The sequence below is a fragment of the Vibrio sp. Y176 genome, from assembly GCF_033438945.1.
Genome location: NZ_JAWOQS010000005.1, coordinates 188,392 through 205,891, shown reverse-complemented (window position 1 = coordinate 205,891; position 17,500 = coordinate 188,392). Strand labels below are relative to the sequence as shown.

Genomic DNA, 17,500 nt, shown 5'->3' with positions numbered 1-17,500 from the left:
TTGTCTTTTCTTTTATATCTTTCTTGTCGACTTGCCACTGTTTTTTCGCTCTTTCACGGTGCCTGATCCCATGGCTTGTATTTTGCAGCCTCCCGGCTGGAAGGGGATGCTCTCGGGCACTTCAGTCATCACAAGCCTCTTGTGGTTTCTGTTGGAAACGTAGACTTGTGACCCGCTATTTGGGCGGTAGGTACTCAACGTGAATATGCGAGGAGTAGGGTGGCAAGAGTGTTGAATTCGATGTGTCTCACGCCAATGCTGCACTCGACCTTCAACGATCTACTCACATTGCTTGAGGATAAATGATTGGTAATGAATAAAATGTAACCAAACCTTCCTTAGCAGCTGTGAACTATAGCAGTGCGCGTGGCTATCAGCAATCTGCTTTCACGCAAACGATAGAAAATTTGCCGCTAAACTCAAAATTTCTAATTTATAACTGGCTGTTTCATAAGCAATTGAGATGTGCAAACTGTTCAGGACAGAAAACAAATTGAGAACTTGATTGAGAGTTTTAATAATTTAAACAAAAGCTTGGCGAAATTTAGACCAGTATGTGTCACCGAGTGTTTCTTTTACGACAAGAATAATGTGAAGTCGCACGAAATTGAGTTTACAATACGGCTCATGAACGAAATAAGAACAAAAGTCCAGTTCGTCGACATTGACGAAGATATGGCGGGTCAGCGCATTGATAATTTTTTGCGCAACCAATTAAAAGACATTCCTAAAAGCATGATTTATCGAATTGTGCGTAAGGGCGAAGTGCGCGTAAATAAAAAGCGTATAAAAGCAGAGTACAAGTTAAAAGCAGGCGATCTCGTTCGTATTCCACCGGTGACCGTCGAGAAAAAAGATGACGATGTCGCACCAAGTACGAAACTTAACAAAGTCGCTGAGTTGGAAAATATGATTATCTTCGAAGATGATCATATGTTGATTCTAAACAAACCATCTGGCACCGCTGTGCATGGTGGCAGTGGTTTAAAGTTTGGTGCGATTGAAGCGCTTAGGGCTCTGCGACCTCAAGCTCGCTTTCTTGAACTTGTGCATCGTATTGACCGTGATACTTCAGGGATTTTGCTGGTTGCTAAGAAGCGTTCTGCACTTCGTCACTTGCAAGCCCAGTTTCGTGAAAAGACAGTAAAGAAGTTTTACTTAGCTCTTGTCATGGGGCAATGGAAAAGCAGTTGTAAGGTTGTGAACGCGCCACTGCTCAAAAACGAAGTGAACAGTATTGTTCGTGTTAACCCTAATGGTAAGCCGTCAGAAACGCGTTTTAAGATTTTGGAAAAGTTCGAACAAGCTACATTGATTCAGGCGAGTCCGATTACTGGTCGAACTCACCAAATCCGAGTTCATACGCAATACACTGGTCACCCAATCGCTTGGGATGATCGCTACGGTGATCGCCGCTTTGATGCTTATACAGGTCAAGTTGGTTTAGATCGTTTGTTCCTACACGCGGCAAACATTAAGTTCCAACACCCATCAAATGATGAGTGGATGGAAATCAACGCACCGATGGAACCGAAACTAGAAAAAGTGTTGGCGGGTTTAAGAAACGCGTAACCATGTTTTCCTCGCGGATGCAAAAGGGAGCCACAGGCTCCCTTTTATCGTATTTGGGTTAAAGGACATCGAGTCCTTGAACATGCAATATATCAATCAAATCAATCAATGGTAGTCCGACAAGTGTGTTCGGGTCTTTACCAACTAATTTCGTAAACAAACAAATTCCCATGCCTTCGGCTTTAAAGCTGCCTGCGCAGTAAAAAGGTTCTTCCCTGTCGACGTAGCGTTCGATTTGTTCAAGCGTTAAATCTCTAAAGTGCACCTCGAAAGAATCAAAGCCGACTTCTGTATGGTTTGTGACGGTGTTATGTACTGCAAGACCAGTATAGAAAGTGATGACTTTTCCACTTTGAGCCAAAAGTTGATTTATCGCGTTATCTCTATTTAAAGGCTTGCCAACGATTTCACCATTAATGACACAAACTTGGTCACTGCCGATAACTAAACTTGCTGTATCCGTCTGGCAAGATATTGCTTTCTCTTGGGCCAGTCTCTGCACAAGTTCAGTTGGCGTTTCTTGGTCAAAAGGTGTTTCATCGCAATCAGGTGATAAACAAACGAATGGTAGTGAGAGCTTTTCAAGCAGTTGTTTACGAAAAGGGGAGGTTGAGGCTAAAACCAGTTGGTAATTTTTCATTTTGAATTACAATTCGTGGGAGCATTTCCAATAGGATAATCGATCAAAAATGATTCTGGCTAATGCTCTGTATGTTAAGCGTAAAAAAGTACAACTTTTTTGCCTTTTTCTTTGACTAATTTTGATTTGGAAGATAATATTCGCGCCCTATGCAAAAGGTAAAAATACCGCGAACGGTTGACCCAGCTAAAGCTGCACAGAAACGATTGGATTACGATGGCATCATCCAAGCTAGTCTTTTCAAGCGCTTAGTGGAAACAACTGAAGGCGTAAAACGCGACGCAGAAGTCTCATTGTCATTTGGGATGGATGAACAGCGACTCGTTGTTATCTCTGGTAAAGCTAACATCGAAGTCGATTTAGAGTGTCAGCGTTGTAATGAGGTATTCGCACATGAGTGCGAAGTTGAATTCCTTTCTACTCCTTACTACGGTGAGAAAACAGAACAGGAAGCACCAGAAATTTATGATTTGGTAGATCTAAATGAATATGGTGAATTAGACCTCATACAACTTGTTGAAGACGAGTTCATCTTAGCATTACCTCAAATTGCGATGCACGATGAAGCGGATTGTAGCGTTGATTCAAATAACATGGTTTTTGGTGAGATTCCTGAAGAAATTGAGGAAGAAAAACCGAATCCATTCGACGTTTTGAAAAGTCTGAAAAAGTAATAGGTGTGGTAGCCGATTCTTCTTCAGGTTTTTAACCCAATAGTATAGGAGTAGGGTCAATGGCCGTACAGAAAAACCGTAAAACTCGTTCTAAGCGCGGTATGCGTCGTTCACACGATGCGCTAACTACAGCTGCTCTATCTGTAGACGCGACTTCTGGTGAAACTCACCTACGCCACAATGTAACTGCTGAAGGTTACTACCGTGGTCAAAAGGTTATCAACAAGTAAGGTTGAACCTTTGCAAAGTATTACCGTTGCACTTGATGCAATGGGCGGGGATTTCGGTCCACGCGTAACAGTGCCTGCCGCCGTGCAGGCACTGTCTCATTTCCCAGAGCTAAAAGTGATTCTTATTGGTGATCAATCTCTGATCACGTCTCAATTATCTCAACTCGGTACCTCGACCAGTTCCCGCTTGACTATTCTTCACAGCGAGAAAGTTATCTCGAACTCAGAAAAACCTTCATTGGCGTTACGTAATAGCCAAAATAGTTCTATGCGTATGGCTATCGATTTGGTTTCTGAGCAGAAAGCGGATGCTTGTGTTAGTGGTGGCAACACCGGTGCATTAATGGCACTATCGCGTTTCATTCTTAAGTTACTTCCTGGCATTGAACGTCCTGCTTTAGTTTCCGCTTTACCGACGATTACCGGAAAGCGCACTTGGATGCTAGATCTGGGGGCGAATGTATCGTGCGATGCTGATAGCTTGTTCCAATTTGCTGTAATGGGCAGTGCATTAGCTGAAGAACACTTGGGTCGTCCTCCTCGCGTTGCTGTACTCAATATTGGCGCAGAAGAGATTAAAGGTAACGATTTAGTCAAACGTTGCGCAGAAATGCTTTCTCAGACCGATGCGATTAACTTTGTCGGTTATATTGAAGGTAATCAAATTTTGCATGATGTTGCGGACGTCATTGTTTGTGATGGATTTGTCGGCAACGTATGCTTAAAAGCCAGTGAGGGAACAGCTCAACTTTTTATCGAAAAAATTAAAACCAGCATAATGGCATCAACGATAAAGGGTTGGATAGCTAGAAAGTTGTTTTCTAGGCTGTTTAATGAACTAAAAACACTGAACCCCGACCAGTATAACGGCGCAAGTTTGCTAGGATTGCGCGGCATTGTCATAAAAAGCCATGGAAGTGCGGATGTATCTGCGATTGTCAATGCACTTGGCGAGGCAGTACACGAGGTCAAACGACAAGTACCAAGCCGTATTAGCGATCGTTTGGAAGCGGTTTTACTCGAGAGGCATTATTAGTCTTCATGTATAGCAAAATTTTAGGTACTGGCAGCTACCTGCCATCTCAGGTGCGTACAAACGCAGATCTAGAGAAAATGGTAGATACAAGTGATGAGTGGATCGTTGCTCGCACGGGTATTAAAGAGCGTCGAATTGCTGCAGAAAACGAAACTGTAGCAGACATGGCATTCTACGCAGCTGAAAACGCTATCGATATGGCGGGTATTGATAAAAACGATATCGACCTGATTATCGTAGCCACAACGAGCAGTAGCCATACTTTCCCTTCATCTGCGTGTCAGGTGCAGGCAAAGCTTGGCATTAAAGGTTGTCCAGCTTTTGACTTAGCCGCTGCTTGTTCTGGTTTTGTGTACGCATTATCTGTTGCAGACCAACATATCAAATCTGGTATGTGCCAAAACGTACTTGTGATTGGTTCAGATGCTTTGTCTAAAACGTGTGATCCGACAGACCGTTCAACCATCATCCTATTTGGTGATGGTGCCGGAGCCGTTGTCGTAGGCGCTAGCCAAGAGCCTGGCATTATCTCTACCCACATATACTCGGATGGTCAATTCGGAGAGCTTCTAAGCCTACCTGTACCTGTGCGGGGGCAAGATGCGGATAAATGGCTTCATATGGCTGGGAACGAAGTATTCAAAGTCGCTGTCACTCAGCTATCGAAACTAGTAAAAGATACGCTTGAAGCCAACAACATGCATAAGTCTGAACTAGACTGGCTAGTGCCGCACCAAGCGAACTACCGCATTATTTCAGCGACAGCGAAGAAACTTTCGATGTCACTAGACCAAGTCGTGATTACACTTGATAAACACGGCAACACATCAGCTGCTACTGTGCCAACAGCACTAGATGAAGCGGTACGTGATGGTCGTATTAAACGCGGTCAAACTCTGCTTCTTGAAGCGTTTGGCGGCGGATTCACTTGGGGCTCGGCCCTTGTGAAGTTCTAAGTTTCACAAGAATTCAAAATTTAAGGTGCACTTGGTGCATCTTATTTCTTTTTACTTTGCTTAAAGGAAAACAACATGAGCAAGTTTGCTATCGTATTTCCAGGTCAAGGTTCTCAAGCTGTAGGTATGCTTGCAGAACTAGGCGAACAATATGACGTAGTAAAACAAACATTTGCAGAAGCATCTGACGCACTAGGTTACGATCTATGGGCGCTTGTTCAAAATGGACCTGCAGAAGATTTAAACGAGACTTTCCGTACTCAACCAGCTTTGCTAGCTTCATCTGTTGCAATCTGGCGTGTATGGCAGGAACTTGGCTTAGAGCAACCAGCCAACCTAGCTGGTCACAGCCTAGGTGAGTACTCAGCACTTGTATGTGCGGGTGTTATTGACTTTAAAGAAGCCATCAAGCTGGTTGAATTACGTGGTCAACTTATGCAAGAAGCAGTACCAGCTGGTACTGGCGCAATGTACGCGATTATCGGTTTGGCTGATGATGCGATTGCAAAAGCGTGTGAAGACGCAGCGCAAGGCGAAGTGGTCTCTCCAGTAAACTTTAACTCGCCTGGCCAAGTCGTTATCGCTGGTAGCAAAGACGCAGTAGAGCGAGCTGGTGCGCTATGTAAAGAAGCTGGTGCGAAGCGTGCGCTTCCTCTTCCTGTTTCAGTACCTTCACACTGTGCACTTATGAAGCCAGCAGCGGAAAAACTTGCTGTAGCTCTTGAGTCTATCGAATTTAACTCACCACAGCTGCCAGTTATCAACAACGTTGATGTGGTTGCTGAGACAGATCCTGCAAAAATCAAAGATGCGCTTGTTCGTCAGCTACATAGCCCAGTTCGTTGGACTGAAACAGTTGAACTGATGCACGAACAAGGCGTAGAAAATCTTCTTGAGCTTGGCCCTGGTAAAGTTTTAACAGGTCTAACAAAACGTATCGTGAAAACGCTAACTGCAGCAGCAGTGAATGATATCGCATCGCTAGACGCTGCGAAGTAATCCATCAAGCGATAAATTTGCGATAAGAAAAGGAAACACAACATGATGAATCTAGAAGGTAAGATCGCGCTAGTTACCGGCGCAAGCCGTGGTATTGGCCGCGCGATCGCGGAACTTCTTGTCGAGCGAGGTGCTACGGTTATCGGTACTGCTACTTCTGAAAGTGGTGCGGCTGCTATCAGCGAGTATCTTGGTGATAACGGTAAAGGCTTAGCGCTTAACGTGACTGATGTCGAGTCTATCGAAGCGACATTAAAAACGATCAACGAAGAATTTGGTGTGATCGATATTCTGGTGAATAACGCTGGTATTACTCGTGACAACCTATTGATGCGCATGAAAGATGATGAGTGGAACGACATCATCGATACCAACCTAACGCCTATCTACCGCATGTCTAAAGCGGTTTTACGCGGTATGATGAAAAAACGTGCGGGTCGTATCATCAACGTAGGCTCTGTTGTTGGTACCATGGGTAATGCTGGTCAAACTAACTACGCAGCAGCGAAAGCGGGCGTGATTGGTTTTACTAAATCAATGGCTCGTGAAGTTGCGTCTCGTGGTGTAACAGTGAACACTGTTGCTCCTGGTTTCATCGAAACTGACATGACTAAGGCGCTAAGTGATGACCAACGTGCGGCAACTTTGTCGAACGTGCCAGCAGGTCGTTTAGGTGACCCACGTGAAATTGCATCAGCAGTAGTTTTCCTTGCTTCTCCTGAAGCAGCGTACATTACTGGTGAAACTTTGCATGTAAATGGTGGCATGTACATGGTTTAATGCGACAGTTTATGCAAAATAAGCTATTTTACATTGTGAAAAATAGCCTATAGTTGCAGTTAACTGTCATGAACTTGTCATGCTTATGCGCAAGATTTGTGCATGATTTAAGTCAAAAATGTATTGAAATTCGGTTAAATTCGCTAATTTTGTGGTTTGACCAGCAAGGACCCCCTTGCAACTTTCAATAGTTCGAATAAACTACGGAATCATCGCATTAGGCGAAATCTGTAAAGGAAAAGAAAAATGAGCAACATCGAAGAACGCGTAAAGAAAATCATTGTTGAACAGCTAGGTGTAGACGAAGCAGAAGTTAAAAACGAAGCTTCTTTCGTTGACGATCTAGGTGCTGATTCTCTAGACACTGTAGAACTAGTTATGGCTCTAGAAGAGGAATTCGACACTGAGATTCCTGACGAAGAAGCTGAGAAGATCACTACTGTTCAAGCTGCAATCGACTACGTAAACAGCGCTCAGTAATTAGCTCTCCCAGGCGGTCTCCTAGACCGCCTGTGTTCTTTCTAACTTCTTCTATCCTCTCATAGAAATATTCAATTCCCGGAGAATTATATCGTGTCCAAGCGTCGTGTAGTTGTCACTGGCATGGGTATGTTGTCACCGGTAGGCAACACAGTAGAATCATCTTGGAAAGCCCTGCTAGAAGGTCAAAGTGGTATCGTAAATATCGAGCACTTTGATACTACGAACTTCTCAACTCGTTTTGCAGGTCTTGTTAAAGATTTCGATTGCACAGAGTACATGTCTAAAAAAGATGCTCGTAAGATGGACCTTTTCATCCAGTACGGCATTGCAGCGGGTATTCAAGCTCTTGATAACTCTGGCTTACAAATTACCGAAGAAAATGCGGCTCGAGTTGGTGTTGCTATCGGCTCAGGCATTGGAGGTCTTGACCTTATCGAAACTGGCCATACCGCATTAGTAGACAAAGGCCCTCGCAAAGTTAGCCCATTTTTTGTTCCTTCGACCATTGTAAACATGGTTGCAGGTAACCTATCTATCATGCGTGGTCTTCGTGGTCCAAATATCGCGATTTCTACCGCATGTACTACTGGCCTGCATAATATCGGCCATGCAGCACGTATGATTGCCTACGGCGATGCAGATGCGATGGTTGCTGGTGGTGCAGAAAAAGCTTCTACGCCTCTTGGCATGGCTGGCTTCGGTGCAGCTAAAGCGCTATCTACTCGTAATGACGAGCCTCAAAAAGCGTCTCGCCCATGGGATAAAGGCCGTGATGGTTTTGTTCTAGGTGATGGTGCTGGCATGATGGTGCTTGAAGAGTACGAACACGCGAAAGCACGTGGCGCGAAGATTTACGCAGAACTGGTTGGTTTTGGTATGTCTGGTGATGCTTACCACATGACATCTCCAAGCGAAGACGGCTCTGGTGGTGCACTTGCGATGGAAGCGGCGATGCGTGACGCTAACATCACAGGTACTCAAGTAGGTTATGTGAATGCTCACGGTACTTCTACTCCTGCTGGTGATGTTGCAGAAATCAAGGGCGTGAAACGTGCTCTTGGTGAAGAAGGTGCGAAGCAAGTTCTTGTGTCTTCAACTAAGTCGATGACGGGTCACCTATTAGGTGCTGCTGGCTCTGTTGAAGCAATTATCACGGTTATGTCTTTGGTTGACCAAATTGTTCCGCCAACCATTAACCTTGATGATCCAGAAGAAGGTCTAGACATCGACCTTGTGCCGCATACAGCGCGCAAAGTTGAAGGTATGGAGTACGCTATCTGTAACTCGTTTGGCTTTGGTGGTACAAACGGTTCTTTGATCTTCAAGAAGTTCGCTGAGTAACACTATCTAACCTAATTTAGATAAGCGAAACTTGTATTCTAACGGCTCGATGCTTAGCATTGAGCCGTTTTGTTTTATTTGTTGTCTGCTAATTTGAAGGTACGTGAATGTTTTGGGTAAATGGAGTTCCGCAAACGCATGTAGAGCTAGGTGATCGCTCATTCCAATACGGTGATGGAGGCTTTACCACCATCCTGACCCAAAATGGAGAGTTGGTTTACTGGCAGGAACATACTGAGCGCATGAGTGCTTGCCTTGACGCTTTGAAGATCTCTTCACCTGACTGGAAAGTTGTGCATGATTGGGCAAGCAAAGCGGTTTTATCTGACGCACGAGCGGGGGTGAAGATTCACGTTAGCCGCGGTATTGGCGGGCGAGGGTATAGCCCTAATGGGATTGAAAGCCCTATCGTGACGATTTCCAATTTTGCGTTTCCTTCTCATTATTCATCTTGGCAAGAACAAGGTGTGGACTTGGGCGTTTGTAATACTCGTCTAGGGATTCAACCTTTACTTGCGGGACATAAGCACAACAACCGTTTAGAGCAGATTCTCGCCAAGGCTGAAATCGACAATACAGAGTTTGCAGATGCAATAACGTTAAATGTGCAAAACCATGTCATTGAAACTACAATGGCCAACCTTTTTTGGGTTAAAGGTAATAAAGTATTTACGCCGGAGCTGACCTTATCAGGCGTTACGGGCGTAATGCGTCGTAAGGTGCTTGAGTTACTTAAAGTAAGTCATATTGAAGTCATCGAGGGGCGTTTTATACTTCCAGATTTGCTGAGTGCTGACGAGGCTTTCATGTGTAACTCAATATTAGGTGTCGCACCTATTCGCAGCATAGTGACATCGAACTCTAAGACTATATTTCCGATAGGAAAATTGACTCAACGACTGCAAGGGAATTTAACTACGTGATTAAAAAACTGTTGGCTTTTGTTGTGCTGATCGCAGTGATAGGCGCAGCAGCTGTTTTTTATATAATTTCACAGGCTAAACAATACGTTGAAAAGCCTATTCTATTGGAACAACCTCAGCTGTTTACTGTAGAAAGTGGTACAAGCTTTCATCATGTCATGCGCGCCTTAGTTGAAGATGAGGTGATTGAAACATCGGAGTACATCCGTTTAATTCCTCACTTATATCCAGAATTGTTGCAGGTGCGAGCGGGTACTTACCAACTTGAGCCTGGTATGTCGCTTTCGCAAACATTGGAGCATCTGAATACTGGAAAAGAATACCAGTTTGCGATCACTTTTGTTGAAGGCAGCCGCTTTTCTGAATGGGTAGATCAACTAAAAAGTGCTCCTTATTTAAAGCATGATTTAACCGATCTTTCAGAAAAAGAAATGGCTGCGAAGCTCGGAATTGAGAGAGAAAAGCTAGAAGGGTTGTTTTTAGCAGAAACCTACCATTACACAGCGGGTGCGAGTGAAAGCCAGTTATTAAAACGAGCGCATCGAAAACTCAATAAAATACTGGATGCTAGCTGGGAAGCTCGTCAAGAAAAGCTGCCATTACAGGACAAATATGAAGCCTTGATTCTCGCGTCTATCATCGAGAAAGAGACGGCTATTGATTCTGAGCGTGAGCGCGTCGCTTCTGTGTTTATCAACCGATTGAACAAACGTATGCGGTTACAAACTGATCCGACAGTTATTTATGGTATGGGTGACGCCTACGATGGCAACATTCGTAAGAAAGATTTGCGTACGCCGACACCATATAACACCTATACCATCAATGGTTTGCCACCAACACCGATTGCGATGGCTGGTGAAGCTTCCATTGAAGCGGCTTTGAATCCAGAAAGCAGCAACTATTTATATTTTGTAGCAAGTGGAAAGGGCGGACATGTATTCTCGAAATCCCTTGCTGAGCACAACCGTGCTGTTCGTGCCTATTTAAGAGAACTAAGAAAGAACAAATGATGAAAGCAAACTTTATTGTCGTTGAAGGCCTAGAAGGCGCGGGTAAAAGCACTGCGATTAAAACCGTTTTAGATACGCTAAAAGCGGCCGGTATTGAGGATATCGTAAATACCCGTGAGCCAGGAGGCACACCGCTAGCAGAAAAAATGCGCGCTCTGGTGAAAGAAGAGCACGAAGGCGAAGAACTTAAGGACATGACGGAGTTGCTTCTTCTGTACGCTGCACGTGTTCAGTTGGTTGAGAACGTGATCAAACCAGCTTTGGAAAACGGTCAGTGGGTGGTTGGTGACCGACACGATATGTCGTCGCAAGCTTATCAAGGTGGTGGCCGTCAGATTGACGCATCGTTAATGAAAAATCTCCGGGATACAACGCTTGGTGATTTTAAACCTGCTCTCACTCTCTATATGGATATTGACCCTCGTGTTGGGCTTGAGCGTGCACGTGGGCGTGGTGAGTTAGATCGTATAGAGAAGATGGATATTAGTTTCTTCGAGCGTACACGTGAGCGTTATTTGGAGATTGCTCATGCCGATCCTTCCATCGTTATCATTAACGCAGAACAGACGATTGAAGGCGTGTCGCGTGATATTCGGGACGCTCTAAACGAGTGGCTAGCTCGTCAATAAGTGAAACGTAAATTTAGGTGACTCATGTTAAATGATTATCCATGGCTACAGCCAATATGGGATAACCTCAAAGTAGGGTTAGAGTCGGACAGAATACCAGGTGCGCTTTTATTACAAAGCGAGCAGGGCTTGGGCATCGAAAAACTTATCGAGTTTTTTAGCCAAGCACTTCTTTGCCAAAATTACGCGAGTGAAGCATGCGGTTTTTGTCATAGCTGCCAGCTAAATCAATCTCAAAACCACCCTGATTTACACTGGATCAAGCCAGAGAAAGAAGGAAAGGCGATAACGGTGGACCAAATTCGCGCTTGTAACCGTCTTGCTCAGGAATCATCTCAGCTTAATGGTTACCGCCTATTTGTAATAGAACCGGCGGACTCTATGAACGAGTCGGCATCGAATGCGCTGTTAAAGACGCTAGAAGAGCCTGGGGCAAAGTGCTTGTTTTTGCTCGTTACCCACAATCAGGAGCGTCTGCTCCCAACGATTCGTAGCCGTTGCCAACACTGGGTTGTTGCGCCTCCGTCAGCGGAACAAGCGATGCAATGGATGCACGAACAAGGGGCGAAGCAAGTTCCTGCTTATGCCTTAAAACTGAATATGGGCTCTCCAATAAAAACATTGGATGCGTTAAATAATGGCGATCTCGAAGCTTACTTGGCTTTTGAACGCAGTTTTATTAAGGCAATGTCTTCGCCTGTTTCAGACGTTTCTGAGTGTGCTTCTTTAATCGCTAAACACTCAGAGCAATCACTAGACTGGGCATGGTATTTACTGACAGATGCTCAGAAAGCGCAGTTTGGTGTATCAGAAGCTCAAATGCTTCCGGGCGCGACAAAGTTTCAACCGGACAACTATAACGGTTTGTACTCATCAGCGAAGGCGCTGATGAACCTGAAAGCTCAGGTGCAAGCCTTTCCTGGCCTGAACCTTGAGCTACTATCAATGAATTGGTTAATTGAATCACGAGAGGCATTATGTTCGTAGATTCTCATTGTCATTTAGACAAATTGAATTACGACGATCTCCACATCAATGTGGAAGACGTTATTAACAAAGCTAAACAAGCAAACGTAACTGAACTACTTTCTGTTGGAGTAACGCTGGATTCTTTCCCGAAAATGATGGAAATGATCGAGCCTTATGACAATGTTTATGCTTCGTGCGGTGTGCACCCACTTGATGTTGAAAGCGACTTTTCGATGGACGTATTGCGCCACCATGCGTCGAATGCAAAAGTCGTCGCTATTGGCGAAACGGGTTTAGATTATCATTACAAGCCCGAAACGGCCGCGTTACAGAAAGAGCGCTTTGAGCAACACGTTGATCTTGCAGTGGAGCTCAACAAACCTTTAATTATCCATACCAGAAACGCACGTGCGGATACTCTAGATATTTTGCGTAAGGGTGGGGCAGAGAAATGTGGTGGTGTTATCCACTGTTTTACAGAAGATCTTCCATTTGCTGAAGCTGCACTGGAGCTGGGGTTTTATATTTCTATCTCGGGGATTGTTACTTTCCGTCAAGCTACAGAGTTAAAAGAAGTGGTGAAGACTCTACCTTTAGAGAAGCTTCTTATTGAGACAGATTCTCCTTACTTGGCTCCTGTCCCTCATCGTGGCAAAGAGAATCAACCCGCTTATGTTGTCGAAGTCGCTTCTTATATTGCGCAACTCAAATCGTGCTCTCTTTCTGAAGTGGCACAAAAAACCACCGAAAACTTCCGAAATCTTTTTTTGCGATGAAAAAATAATAAGAGCATAAAAAAGGAGCTTAGGCTCCTTTTTTGTTGATAAAAACAACAGATACGCTCACGAGTTTAATGTTTACTAAAAATGTTGATTTAATAACATTCAAAAATCACAAATGTAATTTTGTTACTAAAAATAACATTGAGGCGTATTTTATTTACGCCTTAAAATTAATTATATAAATAATTAATTCTTTATAAAACAGTAATATAAGTGCAATGCAAACCTTTTCATCGGCTGTTTTTGGGTGTGATCCAAGACTTGTTTTGAAACTAAATTTCGTAACTGTGTGGAAAGTTTGAGGGTCATCAATATATATTTAGAGCCGGAAAATATAATGCAGTTGTGGTTACATTTTCATTGGGTGCTAACCTTTAGGCTACGGGGGTGTGCCGTTAGTGCCCAAATAATACTTATAAATTTATCAGGAGCATAAACATGTTTAAGAACCTTTTTGCTAACCTGCAAAAAGTTGGTAAGGCTCTGATGCTTCCAGTATCAGTTTTACCAGTTGCAGGTATTTTATTAGGTGTGGGTGCTGCCCATCTAAGCTTTATTCCAGAGATCGTTTCTAATCTTATGGAACAAGCTGGTGGTTCAGTATTCGGCCAAATGGCACTTCTATTTGCAGTAGGTGTAGCTTTAGGCTTCACTAACAACGACGGTGTTGCAGGTCTTGCAGCTATCGTTGGTTACGGCATCATGACGGCAACGCTAGGTGTAATGGCGGGCGTTATGGGTGTTGAGAAAATCGATACAGGTGTACTAGGTGGTATCCTTGTCGGTGGTGTGGCTGCTTGGGCATTCAACCGTTTCTTCAAAATCCAACTTCCAGAGTACCTTGGCTTCTTCGCTGGTAAGCGCGCAGTGCCAATCATCACTGGTTTTGCTGCGATCATCCTAGGTGTTATCCTTTCTGTTATCTGGCCACCAATTGGCGGTGCAATTTCTGCATTCTCTGATTGGGCTGCACACCAAAACCCACAGCTAGCATTCGGTATCTACGGTGTTGTTGAGCGTTCTCTAATCCCATTCGGTCTACACCACGTATGGAACGTACCGTTCTTCTTCGAAGCAGGTTCTTGTGTTAACGCTGCCGGTGAAGCTCAAAATGGTGTACTAACTTGTTACCTAGTTGCTGATGAAGCATCTCGTGCTGCTGGTAATGGCTTCGGTCAGCTAGCGGGTGGTTACATGTTCAAGATGTTCGGTCTACCAGCTGCAGCAATCGCAATTGCTCATTGTGCTAAACCAGAAAACCGTGCAAAAGTAATGGGTATCATGGCGTCAGCTGCACTGACTTCATTCCTAACTGGTATTACTGAGCCAATCGAATTCTCATTCCTATTCGTTGCTCCACTACTATACGGTATCCACGCTCTACTAGCTGGTTCTGCATACATCGTTTCGAATACTCTAGGCTTTGTACACGGTACTTCTTTCTCTCACGGTCTGATCGACTTCCTAGTTCTATCTGGTAACGCTCAGAAGATGGTGCTAATGATTGCCGTTGGTCTAGTTTACGCAGTAATTTACTACGTAGTGTTCCGTGGTGTAATCACAGCGCTTGACCTAAAAACACCTGGCCGTGAAGATGAAACGGAAAGTGCAGCTGTAACTTCTGGCTCTGATATGGGCGGTGAACTGGTTGCAGCGTTTGGCGGTAAAGCTAACATTACTGGTCTAGATGCATGTATCACACGTCTACGTGTAGCAGTTGCAGATACAGCAGCTGTTGACCAAGACAAGCTAAAACAACTAGGCGCTGCTGGTGTTGTAGTTGTAGCTGGTGGTGTACAGGCTATCTTCGGTACTAAGTCTGATAACCTAAAAACTGAAATGGATGAGTGGATTCGTAACCACGGTTAATCGCAGTCATTCATAGTAATGCATAAAAGGAGGCTTCGGCCTCCTTTTTTAGTTCCTATTTTATTAACTGACAGTTCCTTTTTAGTGTGATCCTAAACTCATCTTTACTTTTGTCAGCTTTTTCATACATCGAGCTTACCCATCGTTGACATATTGATATGCCATTATGTTTGAATAGCGAATAATGTTTTTTTGAATAATTGATAACGTGTATGAAGAACAAATTCATTTTAGTTTTGGGACTAGTTTCTAGTACGGCAATGGCGGCAAGCGAACCAACGGATCTATCAGTTGGTATGGCTGTCGATCAACAATTAAGTGTTGTTGTAGAGTTAGATAACAAATATCGTGGCATTATCGGAAACGATGGTATGGCGTTTGATTACATCGCTAAGCGTGGAACATTCGATCAAAACATGCCTGTGACTTGGTATGTCGGCGTTGGTGGCTGGTATGAATGGGATGACGAGTTTGGTGTGAGAGTACCACTTGGTGTGAACTGGGATTTATCACGCGGCTGGGACCTTTATGGTCAAATACACCCAGAGCTAGATCTTTACAAAGGTGCTGACTTGCAACTTGGCGGCGCCGTTGGCATCAAGTACAGTTTCTAGAATTGAACTAATGTATGTACAAAAAACGCCGGTAACTACCGGCGTTTTTTTATATGGAACTTAACGTTCTATTGTTTATCCATGGCTCGCTTGATGCAAACGGCAGCGCCGCCCCAAGTGATACCTAAACCAATAACCATCATAATAATTGCGCTGATTGTCATTTTGCTGTCTCCTTGCGGTTCACTGCGTTGATCACTAGACCAAAGATAAAGAGTGCGGCGATAAGTGCCCAGCCTAAAGTTAGATCATAGCCACCGTAGCCTTCAGTAATTAGGGCGTATAGCTTGGTCGCTAAGATAATGGCGAGCATGATTGGTGTAACGAAGCGTAAGCAGATCTCGAACCATTGACCAACAGAGAAATCAGAGCGCTCGTTAACGTAATTACGTACTTCTGGCACGCGCTTCAATAGCCACGCCATCAAGACAATCTCAACCAGACCACCAACCATGATGCCAACGTTGTTTGCAAAGTGGTCTACTAGATCGAGTAGCAGCAGACCGCCATTGGTAGCAAACGCCATAGAGACAACGAAGCCAATACCAATCACAACATTTGCAGCTTTTTTACGGCTCCACTTCAGCTTGTCGATAATGGCTGAAGTTACGGCTTCCATAATTGAAATATGCGAACTTAGACCAGCAACCACCAGTGCAAAGAAGAACAGTGGACCAAGAATATATGGGGCAGGTAGTAGGTTAATTGCCGCAGGTAAAGTAACAAAAGCCAAGCCAACGCCTGCAGATACCACCTCTGTTAACGGCTTACCTTGCTCTTGAGCCATGTAACCCAATACTGAGAAGATCATGATGCCGGCTAGGATCGAGAAGCCACAGTTGATCAACACGGTCATAAACGCGTTATTCGTTATGTCCGACTTTTCTGGTAGGTAGCTAGAGTAAGCTAGCATGATGGCGAAGCCGATACTTAGCGTAAAAAAGATCTGACCATATGCCGCTGCCCATACTTTCACATCCCAAATTTTGCTGAAATCGGGTTCGAACATGTAGTTCACGCCATCTAGAGCTCCTGGCAAGAAAATCATACGTCCGATTAAGAAAATCACCATCAAGAATAGGATTGGCATCATAATTTTAGATGCTCGTTCAATTCCTGATTTCACGCCTTTGGCAATGGCGGTGTAAGTAATTGCCCAAGCAATTACCATGGATAAAGCAATCTTCCATTGAATACTGCCTAAGTCTGTTGGTGAGTTGCCACCTAGCTTTAGGTATTCACTAAAGAAAAATGCGTTGGTATCGGTTCCCCAACCTTGAGTGAACGACAACCCAAAGTAAGAAATCGACCAACCGATAACAGCCACATAGTAAACGGCAATAACTGCAGCCACACCAACTTGGAACCAGCCAAGCCATTCAAATTTAGAATGAATTTTCGCAAGTGTTTTTGGTGCCGAGCCTCGGTATTTTTGTCCCATACTGAACTCAAGGATCATAAATGGAATACCGGCAGTGATCATGGCAAAAATGTAAGGAATAAAAAATGCGCCGCCACCGTTTTCATAGGCCATGTATGGGAAACGCCAAATGTTTCCCAAACCGATAGCAGACCCAACTGCTGCTAAGATGAATCCCGCCCGGGATCCCCATTGTTCTCGCTTCATATTTGACTCCTATAAGACTCCCTGAGGAATGAAGCTCTCTACGTAACACAGTAATAATTGCGCCAACAGTTGGAAGAAAGGACCGCTGTTATCCATCAGCTTTTCTATCCTTAATTCTAACTTCTTATAATTTTATAGAGCTATATTCTGGCTACTGTAAGAGAAAGTAGATTATTAATCTTAAAATTTTGATGTGTGTTTGATAAAACTGAAATATTTATCTGTTTTCACTGATCAGACTAACTTCTAATAATACTTAGCGCAATAGAATCTAAATGTTAATTCAGATGCGTTGTCTGGTTTTAATCTTGTTAAATTTGAGTTTGATTGTGGTTTTGTGTGGGTGGGTGGTTGTTTGTCTGG

Annotated in this window: 19 protein-coding genes; 16 read left to right on the top strand and 3 right to left on the bottom strand. The window is 43.9% G+C overall.

Annotation, left to right across the window (positions count from 1 at the left end):
* The first annotated feature begins 627 nt into the window (after positions 1–627).
* Complete coding sequence (rluC, locus tag R7O13_RS14555) at positions 628–1,572, top strand: 23S rRNA pseudouridine(955/2504/2580) synthase RluC (protein WP_021033985.1); 945 nt, start codon at positions 628–630, stop codon at positions 1,570–1,572.
* A gap of 58 nt (positions 1,573–1,630) precedes the next feature.
* On the opposite strand, the gene R7O13_RS14550 is transcribed toward rluC, so the two are convergent.
* Positions 1,631–2,212, bottom strand: a complete 582-nt coding sequence (locus R7O13_RS14550; RefSeq protein ID WP_213889477.1) for a Maf family protein — start codon at positions 2,210–2,212, stop codon at positions 1,631–1,633.
* A gap of 149 nt (positions 2,213–2,361) precedes the next feature.
* Here R7O13_RS14550 and yceD point away from each other — a divergent pair, with 149 nt between their 5' ends.
* From yceD to R7O13_RS14475, 15 genes are all read left to right on the top strand, one after another.
* Entirely contained in the window at positions 2,362–2,886 is a 525-nt protein-coding gene (gene yceD, locus R7O13_RS14545; protein ID WP_005387307.1) for a 23S rRNA accumulation protein YceD, read from the top strand.
* Between the two features lie 59 nt (positions 2,887–2,945).
* Positions 2,946–3,116 carry a 50S ribosomal protein L32 gene (gene rpmF, locus R7O13_RS14540; RefSeq protein WP_005396978.1) on the top strand — a complete coding sequence of 57 codons (171 nt, stop codon included), beginning with the start codon at positions 2,946–2,948 and terminating at the stop codon, positions 3,114–3,116.
* Positions 3,117–3,126: 10 nt separating this feature from the next.
* Complete coding sequence (plsX, locus tag R7O13_RS14535) at positions 3,127–4,152, top strand: phosphate acyltransferase PlsX (RefSeq protein ID WP_017633846.1); 1,026 nt, start codon at positions 3,127–3,129, stop codon at positions 4,150–4,152.
* Positions 4,153–4,157: 5 nt separating this feature from the next.
* On the top strand, positions 4,158–5,108 hold the full coding sequence (locus tag R7O13_RS14530; protein WP_262638642.1) for a beta-ketoacyl-ACP synthase III: 951 nt from the start codon (positions 4,158–4,160) through the stop codon (positions 5,106–5,108).
* Between the two features lie 75 nt (positions 5,109–5,183).
* Positions 5,184–6,107 (top strand): ACP S-malonyltransferase, encoded by a 924-nt coding sequence (fabD, locus tag R7O13_RS14525; protein ID WP_005387313.1) that lies wholly within the window; start codon positions 5,184–5,186, stop codon positions 6,105–6,107.
* A gap of 45 nt (positions 6,108–6,152) precedes the next feature.
* Entirely contained in the window at positions 6,153–6,887 is a 735-nt protein-coding gene (fabG, locus tag R7O13_RS14520) for a 3-oxoacyl-ACP reductase FabG (protein WP_025767222.1), read from the top strand.
* Between the two features lie 246 nt (positions 6,888–7,133).
* Entirely contained in the window at positions 7,134–7,367 is a 234-nt protein-coding gene (acpP, locus tag R7O13_RS14515; RefSeq protein ID WP_004406112.1) for an acyl carrier protein, read from the top strand.
* Positions 7,368–7,460: 93 nt separating this feature from the next.
* A complete protein-coding gene (gene fabF, locus R7O13_RS14510) occupies positions 7,461–8,711 on the top strand; it encodes a beta-ketoacyl-ACP synthase II (RefSeq protein WP_033905745.1) in 1,251 nt (416 codons plus the stop codon).
* 107 nt (positions 8,712–8,818) lie between these two features.
* The gene (gene pabC, locus R7O13_RS14505; RefSeq protein ID WP_065274708.1) at positions 8,819–9,634 is read left to right on the top strand and encodes an aminodeoxychorismate lyase; all 816 of its coding nucleotides are present in this window, start codon (positions 8,819–8,821) and stop codon (positions 9,632–9,634) included.
* Positions 9,631–10,647 (top strand): endolytic transglycosylase MltG, encoded by a 1,017-nt coding sequence (gene mltG, locus R7O13_RS14500; protein WP_005372950.1) that lies wholly within the window; start codon positions 9,631–9,633, stop codon positions 10,645–10,647. The genes pabC and mltG overlap by 4 nt, the downstream gene beginning before the upstream one ends.
* Positions 10,644–11,276, top strand: a complete 633-nt coding sequence (tmk, locus tag R7O13_RS14495) for a dTMP kinase (RefSeq protein ID WP_005387350.1) — start codon at positions 10,644–10,646, stop codon at positions 11,274–11,276. Before mltG ends, tmk begins: the two co-directional genes overlap by 4 nt.
* A 24-nt stretch (positions 11,277–11,300) precedes the next feature.
* Positions 11,301–12,263, top strand: a complete 963-nt coding sequence (locus R7O13_RS14490) for a DNA polymerase III subunit delta' (protein WP_005372955.1) — start codon at positions 11,301–11,303, stop codon at positions 12,261–12,263.
* Complete coding sequence (locus tag R7O13_RS14485; RefSeq protein WP_005372957.1) at positions 12,254–13,021, top strand: TatD family hydrolase; 768 nt, start codon at positions 12,254–12,256, stop codon at positions 13,019–13,021. The genes R7O13_RS14490 and R7O13_RS14485 overlap by 10 nt, the downstream gene beginning before the upstream one ends.
* 444 nt (positions 13,022–13,465) lie before the next feature.
* Positions 13,466–14,896, top strand: coding sequence for a PTS glucose transporter subunit IIBC (gene ptsG, locus R7O13_RS14480; RefSeq protein WP_005372959.1), 1,431 nt, complete (start codon positions 13,466–13,468; stop codon positions 14,894–14,896).
* A 212-nt stretch (positions 14,897–15,108) separates the two neighbouring features.
* On the top strand, positions 15,109–15,510 hold the full coding sequence (locus R7O13_RS14475; RefSeq protein WP_005372960.1) for a hypothetical protein: 402 nt from the start codon (positions 15,109–15,111) through the stop codon (positions 15,508–15,510).
* Between the two features lie 68 nt (positions 15,511–15,578).
* On the opposite strand, the gene R7O13_RS14470 is transcribed toward R7O13_RS14475, so the two are convergent.
* Both R7O13_RS14470 and R7O13_RS14465 read right to left on the bottom strand, forming a co-directional pair.
* Entirely contained in the window at positions 15,579–15,674 is a 96-nt protein-coding gene (locus R7O13_RS14470) for a MetS family NSS transporter small subunit (RefSeq protein ID WP_005372963.1), read from the bottom strand.
* On the bottom strand, positions 15,671–17,137 hold the full coding sequence (locus R7O13_RS14465) for a sodium-dependent transporter (RefSeq protein ID WP_318304119.1): 1,467 nt from the start codon (positions 17,135–17,137) through the stop codon (positions 15,671–15,673). The genes R7O13_RS14470 and R7O13_RS14465 overlap by 4 nt, the downstream gene beginning before the upstream one ends.
* Positions 17,138–17,500 lie beyond the last annotated feature (363 nt).